This window comes from Armatimonadota bacterium, from assembly GCA_018268395.1.
In the GTDB taxonomy this organism is placed as follows: Bacteria; Armatimonadota; Fimbriimonadia; order Fimbriimonadales; family Fimbriimonadaceae; genus JAEURO01.
This window is the reverse complement of sequence record JAFDWQ010000005.1, coordinates 317829-331498: the sequence shown is the minus strand read 5'-3', so window position 1 is coordinate 331498 and position 13670 is coordinate 317829. Positions and strand designations below refer to the sequence as shown.

The 13670-nt window shown below is 62.8% G+C and carries 12 protein-coding genes; 3 read left to right on the top strand and 9 right to left on the bottom strand.

Translation table 11 applies throughout. The features are described 5' to 3' along the window. Positions 1 to 148 precede the first annotated feature (148 nt). Positions 149 to 1741 carry a M1 family metallopeptidase gene (locus JST30_11245; GenBank protein MBS1714898.1) on the top strand — a complete coding sequence of 531 codons (1593 nt, stop codon included), beginning with the start codon at positions 149 to 151 and terminating at the stop codon, positions 1739 to 1741. A 95-nt stretch (positions 1742 to 1836) separates the two neighbouring features. Here JST30_11245 and JST30_11240 read toward each other — a convergent pair whose 3' ends face one another. The 3 genes from JST30_11240 to JST30_11230 all read right to left on the bottom strand — a co-directional run bounded on the left by JST30_11240 (position 1837) and on the right by JST30_11230 (position 4446). Beyond that, complete coding sequence (locus JST30_11240; GenBank protein MBS1714897.1) at positions 1837 to 2682, bottom strand: ABC transporter substrate-binding protein; 846 nt, start codon at positions 2680 to 2682, stop codon at positions 1837 to 1839. Positions 2683 to 2721: 39 nt separating this feature from the next. Then, positions 2722 to 3273 carry a hypothetical protein gene (locus JST30_11235; protein MBS1714896.1) on the bottom strand — a complete coding sequence of 184 codons (552 nt, stop codon included), beginning with the start codon at positions 3271 to 3273 and terminating at the stop codon, positions 2722 to 2724. Between the two features lie 141 nt (positions 3274 to 3414). After that, entirely contained in the window at positions 3415 to 4446 is a 1032-nt protein-coding gene (locus JST30_11230) for an endonuclease/exonuclease/phosphatase family protein (GenBank protein ID MBS1714895.1), read from the bottom strand. A 50-nt stretch (positions 4447 to 4496) separates the two neighbouring features. Here JST30_11230 and JST30_11225 point away from each other — a divergent pair, with 50 nt between their 5' ends. Beyond that, positions 4497 to 5282 carry a PD-(D/E)XK nuclease family protein gene (locus JST30_11225; GenBank protein ID MBS1714894.1) on the top strand — a complete coding sequence of 262 codons (786 nt, stop codon included), beginning with the start codon at positions 4497 to 4499 and terminating at the stop codon, positions 5280 to 5282. Here JST30_11225 and JST30_11220 read toward each other — a convergent pair. From JST30_11220 to JST30_11210, 3 genes are read right to left on the bottom strand one after another with little or no spacing between them, the layout of a single operon-like run. After that, positions 5279 to 6454: an insulinase family protein gene (locus JST30_11220; protein MBS1714893.1), complete on the bottom strand. Its 1176-nt coding sequence runs from the start codon at positions 6452 to 6454 to the stop codon at positions 5279 to 5281. The two genes, JST30_11225 and JST30_11220, sit on opposite strands and share 4 nt — an antisense overlap. Next, entirely contained in the window at positions 6451 to 7578 is a 1128-nt protein-coding gene (locus tag JST30_11215; GenBank protein ID MBS1714892.1) for an insulinase family protein, read from the bottom strand. Before JST30_11215 ends, JST30_11220 begins: the two co-directional genes overlap by 4 nt. Beyond that, positions 7575 to 8318, bottom strand: coding sequence for an SDR family oxidoreductase (locus JST30_11210; protein MBS1714891.1), 744 nt, complete (start codon positions 8316 to 8318; stop codon positions 7575 to 7577). Before JST30_11210 ends, JST30_11215 begins: the two co-directional genes overlap by 4 nt. A gap of 62 nt (positions 8319 to 8380) precedes the next feature. Here JST30_11210 and JST30_11205 point away from each other — a divergent pair, with 62 nt between their 5' ends. Further along, on the top strand, positions 8381 to 10138 hold the full coding sequence (locus JST30_11205; GenBank protein ID MBS1714890.1) for a redoxin domain-containing protein: 1758 nt from the start codon (positions 8381 to 8383) through the stop codon (positions 10136 to 10138). A gap of 45 nt (positions 10139 to 10183) precedes the next feature. Here JST30_11205 and JST30_11200 read toward each other — a convergent pair whose 3' ends face one another. The 3 genes from JST30_11200 to JST30_11190 form a co-directional block, all read right to left on the bottom strand. Continuing rightward, positions 10184 to 11476 carry a DUF1501 domain-containing protein gene (locus tag JST30_11200; GenBank protein ID MBS1714889.1) on the bottom strand — a complete coding sequence of 431 codons (1293 nt, stop codon included), beginning with the start codon at positions 11474 to 11476 and terminating at the stop codon, positions 10184 to 10186. Between the two features lie 9 nt (positions 11477 to 11485). Then, positions 11486 to 13000 (bottom strand): DUF1800 domain-containing protein, encoded by a 1515-nt coding sequence (locus JST30_11195; GenBank protein MBS1714888.1) that lies wholly within the window; start codon positions 12998 to 13000, stop codon positions 11486 to 11488. A gap of 141 nt (positions 13001 to 13141) precedes the next feature. After that, a complete protein-coding gene (locus JST30_11190) occupies positions 13142 to 13651 on the bottom strand; it encodes a hypothetical protein (protein MBS1714887.1) in 510 nt (169 codons plus the stop codon). Positions 13652 to 13670 lie beyond the last annotated feature (19 nt).

Sequence of the window (13670 nt, the reverse complement as noted above, 5' to 3'; positions counted from 1 at the left end):
TTTGAGCCAACTCGAGCCTGTTAATCAGCGGGTCGTAGGTTCGAGTCCTACTGCGGCAGCCACTTTCCACCCGACCACTCCGAGTCGCCACGGTCGACCGCACGTCCATCCCGAAAACAGGCCGACACGCGTCATACTGGACTCCTCCATGACCGTACTCGCGGCCATCACGATGCTCGGTGCCGGAGCACTGAGGCAACAGGAAGTGTCCGGCGGCGTCCTCAAGCTGGAGCAAGCCGCCTACGACGTCCAATCGTACGACGTCTCGCTCCGTGTCGATCCGGCCGCCAAGTCGTTCCGAGGGATGACGGTCATGCTCGCCAAGACAGTCGTTCCGACCGCTTCGGTCCTCATCGATCTCGACGACCCCTTTGCGGTTTCGAAGATCACGGACGGAAAGACCGCCCTGAAGTTCGAACGGCTGAAAGGCGCCCTGCGCGTCCACTTCCCGATGTCGAAACAACCGGGCGACGCGATCCGGATCGAAACGACCTACGCCGGCGTTCCCCACGTCGCCAAGAACGCACCGTGGGACGGCGGCACGGTCTGGGCGAAGACGCCGAGCGGCGCGGACTGGATCTCCGTCGCGCTCCAAGGAGCGGGCGCGGACCTGCTTTTCCCCTGTAAGGACCACCCTTCCGACAGGCCCGACCGAGCCACGATGCGCATCACCGTGCCCGCTCCGTTGACCGCCGTCGGGCCAGGCCGGCTGAAGGAGACCATCAAAAACCCCGACAGAACCTCGACGTTCGTCTGGGAGATGCCCTTGCCGATCAACAACTATTCCCTCGTCTTCAATGCGGCCCCCTACGAGCTTGTGAAGGACACCGTGAAGTCGGTCGGCGGTCAGAACGTCCCCATCGGGTTCTACGTCCTACCAGAGCACAAAGCGCAGGCGCCCAAGCTGATCGCCGAGCAGAAGAAGTACCTGGCGTTCATGGAGAAGTATTGCGGGCCTTATCCGTTCCGATCGGTCAAGCTCGGCATCGTCGAGACGCCTCATCTGGGAATGGAGCACTCGACCGCGATCGCCTACGGCAACAGGTTCCGGTTCGCTCCGGACGGGTTGGACTGGCTTCTCCTCCACGAGTTCGGGCACGAGTGGTGGGCGAACCTTGTCTCGAACGCCGATTGGCGCGACATGTGGATCCATGAGGGCTTCCAGAGCTTCCTGGACACGTTCTACATCGAACAGACACGGGGCAAGGACGCTTACTTCGCCGCGATGAAGGGGCGAAAGCGGAACGTCCGCAACGCCGCCCCGGTCGCTCCGCGAGAGGAGACGTCGAGCGAAGCCTATGGCGGCGATATCTACGACAAGGGAGCGCTCGTCCTCAACTCGCTGCGGTACTTGATCGGCGACGAGGCGTTCCTGAAGTCGATCCGCCGCATGGCTTATCCGACTCCCGAGTCAGAAAAGTGGACGGATGGACGCGCCCTGAGGTTCGTGACGACCGACGACTTCGTGACCGTGGCTTCGCGCGAATCTCAGCGCGACCTGTCGTGGTTCTTCGAAGTCTATGTCCGCCAGGCGTCGCTTCCCGTCTTGGAATCGGAATCGTCCGACGGCGTCCTCACCCTAGCATGGAAAACATCGGAAGGTCTTCCCTTCCCCATGCCTCTCGACGTCGTGGTGGACGGCAAGACCGTGCGCGTCCCGATGGACGGTGGCAAGGGCACGGTCCGATATTCAGGGGCCGCTCCGGTCATCGACCCGAACGGATGGGTGCTTCGCAAATAGCGGATCCGACGGACTAACGCCGAAGTCGAAGGAGACGCCGGCATGTTCCAGGTCGTCCCGCCACCAAGGGACGTGACAGTCGGCGCGGCGCCCGCTCAGTCGATGACGTCGACCTGGACGCTAGGAACGATCCCGATCCTTGCGCCCTCGGAGAGGAGCAGTCGGATCGCTTTGACCCCCTCCCCGCCCATGTCCCGAGTGCGGTCGTTGACGTACATCCCGACAAAGGTATCACTGGTCCCCCTGTCCATGCCGCGCGCGAACTGGAGGGCGTAATCCAAGGCGCTCGCCCGTTCATTCAATCCCACATCGATGCTCTCACGCATGCACCTCGAGACCTCTTGGCAGATTTCTGGGCCAAGGTCCTTCCTTACGACGTTGACGCCGAGGGGCAACGGAAGCCCGCCCGTCTTGTCGCGCCACCATTTCCCCATGTTCGCGATCTCGGACAGTCCTTCTTCTTCGTAAGTGAGCTGCCCTTCATGGATGATCAGGCCGACCCGGTACGTCTTGTCCAGGATGCGAGGGATGATCTCGTCGAAGGGGGCGACATCGACGTCCGGCCGGACCCCCGGGCCGAACTTGTCCTCGAACCAAAGGCAGAGCTCCAAGTAAGCGCTGGTCAACAGGCCCGGCACGGCGATCTTGGCCGACCTGACCTCGTCAAGGGACATCGGCGTTTCAGCCACAAGCATCGGGCCATAGCCTTCGCCGAAACTTCCGCCGTGCCGTAGGAGCGCGTACTTGTCCGCGACGTAGGCGAACGCATGGACGCTGACCGCGCTCGACTCGAGTCTTCCCTCTCGGGCCCACTCGTTCAGTGTCTGGATGTCACGCAGGACGTGTTCGTAATCGTGTTCGCTTTCGACCCGGCCGTTCGCCAGTCCGTAGAACATGAACGCGTCGTCAGAGTCCGGCGAGTGCCCGATACGGATCGTCATCGGCCCGAGGGTACCAGCCTGCGCTCGTCGCTTCGGGCCTCAGCGCGACTTGCGACGGCGGCGCAGCGACGCGAGCCCGAGGACGAACGGAACGGCGACGACCGGCTCAGGAACGACGCCGAGCGTCACTCGGCCCGGGCCGTCTCCGATCCCATCGTTGTACTCGCCTGTCGAATAGTTGTAGAAGGACGTCGTCACCGCGTAATATTGCACTCCGGCTTTGAGTGACATGTCTTCGATACGGGAACCATAGACCTCCTCGTCGCTGTGTCCGTCCAGGACTGAAAAGTCTCCTTCGTAACCGTCGTTCCCATAGCACCAGTTCTTCAAGGGTTTCGACGGGTCGAACGTGGTGTTGTAGACGAAGATCATGCCGTCCCAACCCTCGGGCTGAAAGCACTCGAACGTGTACTTACCGTCAAGGGAGACGTAGAACGGCATGGTGTCGTAATACACGTTCGTCCCGATGAACGACACCTTGTCGCCGTCCTCGCTGGCCCGGTTGAACGACGTGTCGTGGGAATCGAGTTCGCCCTCCCAGACGACGCTCTGTGCCGCCCCGAAGGGGCAAGCCGAGATGATTGTTAGCACAAGAACATTCGCCCTCAGTGCCGAATTTAAACATTTCATAGAATTGGATCCGAAAGTATCGTCTCCGAAGAGCAGGCTCCATTATACAACATGGGCGGGCCGGGACCATGCTTCTTCCCCGTCGTCTTGCCGGTGTGTCGGTCATGGGAGCTTCAAGTCCGCAGAAACGGGAAGGTGGTCGCTGGCCAAATCGCCCTTCTCCGCATAATCGACACCGTTTTCCGTGACGACGGTCCTGCCCTTCCGGCCCCGTAAGGCAGCGTCCACGGCATAGACTTTGACGTTACCGACGGTCGAAGCGAGGGCCGGAGTCGCAAGGATCTGGTCGAAGAACGCTTGGGGGACCCGGACGTCTCTGGGAAACTCGTAGTCCTGCCCCCTGAGCCGCGCATTGTCCTTTTGAGCGCCCGGGACGACTGGCGTCATAGGCCGGCCTTGGTACAGCGATTGGAGGTCGATCGTGACGAAATCGCGGGCGGCCAGTGACTCCGTGAGATTGACCATCAGCCGCTGCAGATCGACGTTCGAACCGCCCGTCGCCATCAGGTCTCCGGACTCGAGGACGTTCAGACTGGCGTCGTCCGGCGCGTCGTTGAAATCACCCATGACGACGGCAGGCTCGTCCGTCTTGCCCCGCAGGTAAGCGGCCAAAAGGCCGCACGCCGAAGTCCGGGCCGGATCCGTCGTCGCCCTTCCGCCACGCCGGCTCTTCATGTGGACGACATGGACGAAGAGGGCCTTCCCGTCGGGCGTCTGGACCGTCGCACGCAACACGTCCCTGGCGCCTGGAAAGGAGCCGTCGAGCGACGGCGACGGGAACACGGGTTCGAACCCGGCGAGAACGTACGGCTTTCTGACGGCCACGGCCGTCTCTTGCTGGTCCTCGGGATCGTCGACCATGGCCACGTCCCATTGGTCGTCGAGCACTTGGCGGAGGGCTTTGGCGCTCTGGACTTCTTGAAAACCCATGACGTCGGCGTCGACTTCTTTCAGGACGGCCTTGATGTTCGCGATACGGCCCGGATCGGCGTCTTCGCTGAACCATTGGAGGTTGTACGTCGCGACGCGGACCGTGTCCGACGCCCGCACCGTCTGGGCCCTTCCTTCTTGTCCGCACCGGACGGTCAAGAGGCCTGCAATGAGGGCGAACGGCAAGAGTCGCTTCGTGTCCATGTCGCGACGTTACTCACGTCTTGCGGTCAAAATCACGTCAGGACGACCACGTGCCTGCGAAACCGACCCTGAGCCCGTCGAAAATCACGACATACCTCGCGTGTCCGACGAAATACCGTTTGACGTACCTCGACCCTCGAGGCAAGTGGTACCTGCGCTCGAAGTCCTATTACTCCTTCGGTACGAGCCTCCACGCGGTCCTTCAACGGTTCCACGACAGCGGCGACCAAGGTGTCGAGACGACCGAGCAGGCCGTCGCCGCTCTCGAAGAGTCTTGGGTCGACGCCGGTTATAGCAGCCAGGACGAGATGATGCAGGCCCTGAGCGAGGGTAAGTCCATCCTTGAGAAATACGTCGAGGCCGCGGTGTCGCGTCCTGCGACGGCCCGGACGATGTGGGTCGAAAAGTCGTTGCGGCTCGATCTCGGACCGTTCGTCCTCCTCGGCCGTCTCGACCGGGTCGACGAACACGACGACGGGACGGTCGAAGTCGTCGACTACAAGACGGGGAGAGGGTCCGTGTCCGAAGCCGACGTTGCGACCGATCTGGCGATGTGCTGCTATCAGTCCCTCCTGCGCGACCGCTTCCCGGACCGCCCCGTCCGAGCCACCATCATGGCCGTGAGGACGGGCGTTTCCGCATCGGCATCCATGAGCGACAAGGACTCCGAGGAGTTCTTGCGCGACGTGCGCATGATCGGCGAAGAGATCCTGAACCGCGATTACGAATCGCTCGTCCCGAGTTTCCGCGACCTGTGCCGCGATTGCGACTTCTTGCCCCTTTGCAAGAAGCACGAGGACTACGACTTCCTTGAAGAACGGCCCGAAGGCGCTTAGCCGCCCGGGACGAACGCGCCTTGCGCCTTATCGATCAGGTCGCTCGCGGCCGCTTTCAGCTCCTCGACCGTCACGTCCGTAAAATCGGGGACTCCGACCGTTCCACCCGTCATCATCGCGTTGATGCCCGTCCAGGCGCACCTGTCGCTCAGGACGGACGTCATCCGACCTTCCGGACTGACCCAAAACGGCGTGACAGGCGACGTGCCGTCGAACGAGGCTCTTGCCATCGCTTTCGCCCGCTCCAACACGGGAGCTTCCCACGTCTGAACGTCCTTGAGGAGCGCTTCGCGGACTTCGGCCAAGCTTTCTGGTTCGGCGTCGGCGGCGGACCGCGCGAACAAAAACCGGGGTGACCAGCCGCGCTGCGACGGCCATAAGACGGCTTCTTGGCGGTACGACAGGCGCATCTGCTGACGGACGATCCGGAACAGGCTCGTGTCCTTTCCGACGCCGAGCGCGAACGTCGCGAGCACCTTGGCCTTACCCGAGACGGAATTCGGCGACAACGGTTCGCCGCACAGTTCGAACGTCGCCACGCGGTCCTTCGTGGAAATCCGGGGCCTCGCTGGACGGTCGAACCGTAAACGTGACGGCGCCGGGCCGACCGCGACGAAGCGTCGGGCGGCTTCCTTTTGTCCCTCGCCGCCGAGGAGTTCTCCGCCGAAGACCAGAGTCGTGTTCTCCGGCCGGAAGGCGACGGCATAGAGGTTCCGTACTTGCTCGACGGTGACTTTGTCGTACGGCGGATCGAGATTGAACAGTCCGGCCGTCCAGCCGTCGGTGCGACGGCGGCGCAACGTCTGGACCGACTCCAACGTGGCCTGCGTCGTCAAGCTCGCCCGATAGCACAGCGATTCGAGGATCTGGGCGCCTACGGCCAACCCCCCTTTGGGTTCGACGATCCGGATCGAGAGGAAGTCCGGCCAAGCCTCGATCTTCAGCGGGACACCGGCTTGAGACCCGTAGGAAACGAGCGGATAACGCGAAAACTCGCTCGTCCCGTCATAGAGCGTCAAAGCCAGCACGTCCCACGCAGCTTGCTCGCGGTCCGACATGTTCGGCGGCGCCTTGACGAACGCCTGCACGACCACTTGGCCGCATCCGGGCTCGGAAACCTCGATCACTTTCGGGCCTCCGAGCACGGTCGCCAAGGCCAGTACGGCGGTCATGATCCCGATCCTGCCTTGGCAAAGGCCGAAACTTTGGCCTCGACGTCCGCTAGTCCGACGGAAGACGTCTCCTCGATGAGGGTCTTAGGGTCGAATCCAGGTCTGACTGACAGTGAGGAAGCCATCAGTTTGGCCAACGTCGACGGGGTCGAAAGCACGGTCCGGGCCCAACCCCGCAAGGCGGCAAGGCCCGTCGAAGCGATTTGGCGCTCGCGGCCTGCCAGCGTGGCAGCGACCTTGCTCCAACCGGGTCGGACAGCCACGACGACGACGCCGTTCCGCTGTGAGGGCGTGTACACCGGGGTCGCGTCCGGAACCCAAGACTGTAGGCCGAACGCGGCCGCGATCGAAGCCAGGGTCTCCCGTTCTGTCAGAGGCCCGACGGTCAGTCCGACCGCCTCCCCGACCGCCGAACCCACGAGCACCGCGTCACGTGACGCCGGTCGGAGGAACTCGGTCGATGGCGGGTCGCCCGCCGCTAGCGGATCGAGCACCTCGGCAAGGGACTTTGCGGCTGCTTCGGCGTTGATGTCGCCTGTCGCGACGAGGCACAACCTCCTCGGTTTGAACATCTCGGACCGCGCGGCGTTCAAGGTGTCGACGGTGACGCTGGCCAATCGGTCGGGATCTCCGAACGGGTCGAGTGCGCCTTCTCCATAGGCCTTGGTCCAAGCGTCGGCCACCAACTCCGTGCTCCACTTCCTTAGGGCCAGCTCCTGCCGGATCGTGCCCGCTTCCGCTGCGATTTCGTCCGCGTCCACGGTCAGTCCGTCCAACAGGCTTTGCACGGCTTTGAGGGCCGTGTCGAACTTGTCCTTCGGGCCACTGACCTCGAAAATCACGCTGTCCCGAGTGGTCTCCGCGGTCAACATCATGCCTTGCGATTCGAGCATGCGGTCGACGTCGCGCTTCGATCCCAAGGCTTGAAGGTGTTCGATCAAATGCCTCAGTCCGTGCGTCTCGGACGGCTCGGTCGCGGCGAACGACGCCGAACCAAGAGTGAGGCAGAACGACCGTGAATCCTCGATCCGGCGCGTGTAGACGGTCGCGCCGTTGGCCAACGTCTGCTTCACTTCGGAGCGGTCCTGCACCGCCAAGAGGAGCCCGACAAGGAGCGGGGTCATCGCAGGTAGCTCGCCCCGTTGATGTCGATGACCGTTCCGGAAAGGTAGGACGCTTCGTCGCGGAGCAGGAACGCGACCGCGGCGGCGCAGTCCTCCGGCTTCGCCATCCGACCGAGCGGGATCTCTTTGAGGATTTCAGGCAGTCTCGTTTCCATACCTTCCCTTGCCATGGCCGTTTCCACCCAGCCGGGCGCGATCGCAAAATGCTGGACGTTCTCTTTGGCGTGTTCGACGGCGAGCGCCCGGGTCAGATTGAGGAGCGCGGCTTTGCTGGCCGAATACGCCGTGGCTCCGGCCTCGCCGCGATGGCCGACCCGGCTCGCGACGTTGACGACCTTCCCACCGCCCTGCTCGATGAATCGCTTGCACGCCGTCCTAATGAGACGCGCGGGAGACAGAAAGTTCACGGCCATCGTCCGCGCATAGGTCGATTCGAACTCGGCGTCGGTCGACGTCACGAAGTCCAGCTTCGTATAGACGCCGGCATTGTTGACGACCGCGTGCAGGGGTCCGTCTTTGAGCGCCTGCTGGACCAAAGTCTCGGCGTTCACAGGCTCGTGTAGCAACGCCTGATAGACGCCCTGGCACGAAGCGCCGAGGTTTTTCGCGGCCGCTTCGGCTTCGCTCCGAGCCGCCGCATAGTGCAGAGCGACCTTCCATCCGTCCTGGGCCAGCCGGAACGCGATCGCCCGGCCGATCCCCCGTGACGCCCCGGTCACTAAGACCCTCTTTTCCACCATCCTGTAAACTGTGACACACCGAGGTCCGTAAGGTCTTGGCACCGGAGAGGGTCATGCACATCTTGGCAAGAGGAGTCCTGGCCGCTATGGCGGTCGTCACGGTCACGGCCGCGTTCAAGTCCGTCCAACGGCCCCAGGCCGAAATCCTGGTCACGTTCTACATGGGGACGGAATGTCCGCTGACCCAGGCGTATACGTCGAGGATCAACGCGCTCGTCAAGGAGTTTTCGGACGAAGGCGTTTCGTTCACGGGCCTCTTCCCACAGGCGAGCGACGATGCGTCCAAGGTGGCCGCGTTCACCAAGGAACGAGGGTTCGCCTTCCCGTGCCAGACCGATCCAGCGGGCAAGGACGCCCGCTCTGAAAGGATCGAAGTCGTGCCCACCGTCGTCGTCCGACACGTCATGGGCCGCGAGCTGTACCGAGGGGCGATCGACGACAACAAGGTCCTCGACCACGTCAAGACCAGCTACCTTCGCGACGCCCTGCGGGCCGTCGTCTCGGGAAGGCCCGTTCCCCTCCGGAGCACGACTCCTCAGGGCTGTGTGTTCTCGCCCGACGAAGAAGCCCCGCCCATGATCAAAGCGACCTACGCGGACGCTGTCGCGCGCATCCTGAACGACCATTGCGTGACGTGCCATAGGCCCGGACAGGTCGCACCGTTCTCTCTCATCGGTTATGAGAACGCGAAGAACTGGGCTCCGACGATCGCGGCCGTTACGGCCCAAAAGAGGATGCCGCCTTGGAAGGCGGTCGAAGGGATCGGCGACTTCGAGCACGAGAACCGTCTGACGGCGGACGAAATCGCACTGTTGGCGGCTTGGGCCGAGGCCAAGGCTCCTCGCGGCGATGCCGCCAAGGAACCGTCTCCACCAAAATTCCCCGCCGACTGGCCCCTCGGCGAGCCGGACATGACCGTGCAGATGCCGAAGCCGTTCAAGGTCGCTGCCGATGGGAACGACGAGTACTGGCACTTCGTCCTGAAACCGGACCTCAAAGCGCCGACCTACGTCCAGGCCATCGACGTCCGGCCGGGAAACAAGCGGATCGTCCACCACGTCATTCTCTGGCTGGACGAGAAGGGCGCGGCCGACAAGGTCTTGGCGACGAAGGGTGTCGACGGCGGCTACATGACGTTCGGCTCACCAGGCTTCGTCCCCGATAACTCCTTGGGCGGGTGGGCTCCCGGCCTCATGCCGACTCGGATGCCCGAGGACGCCGGCATCCTGCTGAAGCCAGGGACCAACGTCGTGCTGGAGGTCCACTATCACAAGAGCGGCAAGGAAGAGACCGATCAGACGAAGGTCGGACTGTACTTTGCGAAGGACGCCACGAAGGTCAAGAACAAGGTCGAGATCGCCTGGTTGGCCAATCTCGGGATCCGGATCAAACCCGACCTCGCCGACCAGAAGTTCACGCAGACGATCCCGATTCCGGTCGCGGTCAAGCTCTACTCGTTGATGCCGCACATGCACTTGCTCGGACGCAAAATGAAGGCGACGTTGATCAAGCCGGACAAGACCGAAGAGCCCTTGATCGCCATCGACGACTGGGACTTCAACTGGCAGTTCACCTACGCGCTCAAGACTCCGAAAGTGCTTCCGGCCGGCTCCAAGGTCAGGATCGAGGCGGTGTTCGACAACTCGTCGGGCAACCCGAACAACCCGAACGAGCCTCCGAAGGAAGTGCGCTGGGGCGAGCAGACGACAGACGAGATGATGCTCCTCGTCGCGGCGATTTCGATCCCCGACAATCCTCTGGACAAGCTCAGAGAGCGGGCGGCGGCCTCTCGGTCCCGACGCGACGGGGGAGGCCGCTAGAGAGACGGCGGGGCACCGGTCCGGTTCCGGTGCCCCGCGCTCGGCTCAGGCCTGGCAGACGTTCAAGAACTGCGGAGTGTAGTCCGGGAACACCGTCGTCAAGTTGTTGTTCCCTAACCGCTTCTTGACGATCTCGGACAGCACTGCGCGATAGTCGGTGGTCATCTGCAGGTCGTATCCGTCCAACAGCTTGTTCGCGCCGCATCCGGGCCACGAACCGTACACCTGGCCACCGTTCACCTTTCCGCCCATGACGAGCATACAGTTGCCGGCTCCGTGGTCCGTCCCGCGTGAACCGTTCTCGAGCACGTTCCGTCCGAACTCGCTCATGACGACCAACGTGAAGTCCGTCCGGCCGACCGCGAACAGGTCCTTATAGAACGCGCCCAAGGCTTGGGCAAGGTCACCCATGTGGTTGCGCATGTACCCGCCGACCGGGTCTTGGTCGCTGTGCGTGTCCCACCCTTCGAAGTTGATGTGGGACGCTTCGAGGCCGATGTTCGCGCGGATCATCGCCGCCGTCGCCTTGAGCGACCGGGCGAAGTACGTGTCCGGATAGACCGCGCCTCCGCCGGCATGATAGCCGTCGAAGTCGATCCGGTCCAGCGTCGCGATGACGTTCCGCGTGTCACGGGCCGCTTGCTTCGTCATGTCCTGGACACGGTTGTACTGGTTCGCGAGCCAAGTGTTGATCTCGTTCCGGTCCGGCATCCAGTTGGTGAAGCCGAAATTGTCGGGATCCGGGATCGGGAGCGTCTTGGGCCCGCCTGCCAATGTCCGGGACAGTCCGCCCCAGTCGAGGCCGACGGCACGCATCGGAGCGCCCGCCAACATTTCTGTGGACGTCGCCAGGTGCCGTCCGAGCCATCCGGACGTGTCGTTGATGTCGTTCCGGTGGCTGATCTCCATCCACTTTTGGGCATCGAAGTGCGACCGCGACCAGTTCGGGGAGCCGACCGCATGGACGATCGCCAAATGCCCGTTCTGGTAGGCGGGGAGCAACGGCAGCATCGCCTGCGGGAAACCGAAGAACCCGTTAAGGTCCGTCGCCGCGCCGCTCTGTCCGCTTCCCGGTTTGGGGACGGCGATCGTCGGCCTCGCCGCGTAGTAGCCCGCGTCGCCGTGAGGGACGCAGATCGAGCACCCGTCCGCGCCGCCGCGAAGGAAGACGGAGACGATCACGTCGCGCGTGCCGCGCGTCTGGGCGAACGCGACCCTGGGAAGCCAGGAATAACCGAGGGCGGCGGCGACGCTCGCCGCTGTCGCTCCCCCAAGGAACGTCCGTCGCGAGACCGATTTGTACTCGGTACAGCAGTGTCTTTCGTGTGTGTCGGTCATCGTGTCACCTCAATGCCACTGGAAGCTCGGGCAGTTCACGGCCAGAGCGATGGCCCCTTTGAGCCGGTCGTCGTCAATGGTCTCCTTCTGCAGGAACTGCAAAAGGGCGGTGCGGTCGGCGTCGGACATCTCCCCGCCGAAGAGCTTATCGTTGATCGTCTTGAGGCAGCCGTTCGGACTCCTGTCCATGCCGAACGTCGCGTTGATGTCCGTCACTACTCCGTTGAAGTAGTTCTGGGCGAGCAAGAACCCTGCGTTCTGCCGCTGGAGCTGGGACGGCGCCCAAAACTCGAACCGGTCCGGATACCCGTCGGGCGGGAACCAGTTGAACGGTAAGTTCCCCGCGTCGTTGATGAACCACATCAGGGAGTCGTACTGGTACGCGCGAGACTTGCAGCCGCGCAGCATCGAGACCAAGAGATGGCACGGGCGCTTGTACTTCGCGTTCGCCGCCATCAGGTTCTTCTCGGTCAGGATCACGCGAAGCACGGCCTTTATGTCGCCGCCCGTACTGAGGAACGCCGTTTGGGCCGCTTGCCATACGTCGTTCGGCACGGGGTCTCCCAAGAACTTGAGGATCAGCTTTTTCGTGATGAACTTCGCGGTGTTCGGGTGTAACGAAAGGTAGGTCAGGAGCTGCTCGCCTTCCTGTTGACCGGACTCTTTGTACGTCTGACCCATGACGACCTTGTCGCCGCCCGCATGCTGGTCGATCTCGAACTTAAAGCGACCCCGGTTGTAACTGCTGTAGTACCAAGACCAGGTCCAACCGGACAAGACGAGCGCGGCCTGCCGCAGGTCCTTACCCGTGTATCCGCCGTCGACGCCGACGGTGTGCAGCTCGTGCAGTTCGCGGGAATAGTTGATGTTGGGGTCGTCGGCCGAGTTCCGATCGTTGTTGAGGAAGTTCAACATCGCGGCCGAGTGCGCGGTCGACTTGAGCAGGTCGGGGAACTTCCCCATCGCGTGCCTTCGGATCGTCTTCTGGACGTACGAAGTCATCAACGACGTGGAAACGGCGTCGATGGACACGTTGAAGTGGTCCGTCCAAAACTCGACCATGCGCTCGTAGAGCATCTTCCGCGAGTAGATCGCCCGGTACAGCGTCGAATGGACCAACTGCAGGTACTGGTTCCACTGGTCGTTGTCGTCGTAGAGCTGGGCTTCCGTCCATAACATCTTAGGCCAGCGCCCGGCGACCACGCGGTCGGTGTCGTTGTCGTTGATCGTCTCGTAGGCCAGTTGCTTTTCAAGATAGCCCTTGAACCCGAGGCTCGCGGCGATCGACGTCTCGGTCGAATCGAGCCCGTTGGTGATGCGGCGCACAAGGCGGTTCGTCGGCTTCCGCCAGTTCGCGGTCGCCTCGTACCCTGGGGGCTTGGTCTGTGCTTGCGCTTTCGTCGCCAGTAACGACAGCGCGGCGGCACCCCCGACAGTGAAGAGAAGACGCCGGGAACTTTGTTCCGGCAAAGCATCGAACGCACCGCCCACCGCTTGCGCGGCGGCTGTCACTCGTTCATTCATGTTGTTCTCCGGCCTTAAGCTCCCCTTCCGCACAGGCTGTCAGGTCGCCGCGGGCCTTGAATGACTATACGGGCATGTCCCGTGGACGGGATTTTTGCGAGGAGAAGTCCAGTATTTCTACGGGCCGAAGGACGATGAGGGTCAAGGGGAAGTCTGCTGTCCAAAGGGATCGTTCTCTTCCATTGGATTCCATGTCGACCATAGAAACCTGTACTCTTCTTCCACCGTACAGAGGCCGGCTTCGTAGGGAGAACGAGCAATTTCCCCGACCCTTTCCGCCATTTCGGCCTCGTCCCGGACGATCCGGTCGTAGCTTTCGGAATAGAACGGAGGGAACCTCTCCCCCGAGGCTTTGACGATCGCCTTCCCCGCTTTCGTCTTGCAGCGCTCGACGATGTCCTCAAGCTCGTTCTTGCCGGGGCTGCGTTGCTCGGGCAACGAGACGATCAGGTTCGTCACCTCAGGCAAGACGCACAGGACCGCCAGTTCCCACTTCGACGCCGGTTGGCGGACGAAGGCGGTGAAGAGCTCGGCCCGCTCGTCCTCGTCCAATTCCCTCCGGTGGCGGAACGTGACGAAGTACCAGACTCCGTCCGCACGCCAGTGCGGTAGCCGTCCGCGCCAAATCGAGAAGTTCTGCCAACGGGACACGGACTCCCATTCTGTCACG

Bases quoted from the DNA above. Each gene is read 5' to 3' on its own strand.
- JST30_11245 (MBS1714898.1), top strand. From the start codon at position 149: ATGACCGTACTCGCGGCCATCACGATGCTCGGTGCCGGAGCACTGAGG.
- JST30_11240 (MBS1714897.1), bottom strand. From the start codon at position 2,682: ATGACGATCCGTATCGGGCACTCGCCGGACTCTGACGACGCGTTCATG.
- JST30_11230 (MBS1714895.1), bottom strand. From the start codon at position 4,446: ATGGACACGAAGCGACTCTTGCCGTTCGCCCTCATTGCAGGCCTCTTG.
- JST30_11220 (MBS1714893.1), bottom strand. From the start codon at position 6,454: ATGACCGCCGTACTGGCCTTGGCGACCGTGCTCGGAGGCCCGAAAGTG.
- JST30_11215 (MBS1714892.1), bottom strand. From the start codon at position 7,578: ATGACCCCGCTCCTTGTCGGGCTCCTCTTGGCGGTGCAGGACCGCTCC.
- JST30_11210 (MBS1714891.1), bottom strand. From the start codon at position 8,318: ATGGTGGAAAAGAGGGTCTTAGTGACCGGGGCGTCACGGGGGATCGGC.
- JST30_11200 (MBS1714889.1), bottom strand. From the start codon at position 11,476: ATGACCGACACACACGAAAGACACTGCTGTACCGAGTACAAATCGGTC.
- JST30_11195 (MBS1714888.1), bottom strand. From the start codon at position 13,000: ATGAATGAACGAGTGACAGCCGCCGCGCAAGCGGTGGGCGGTGCGTTC.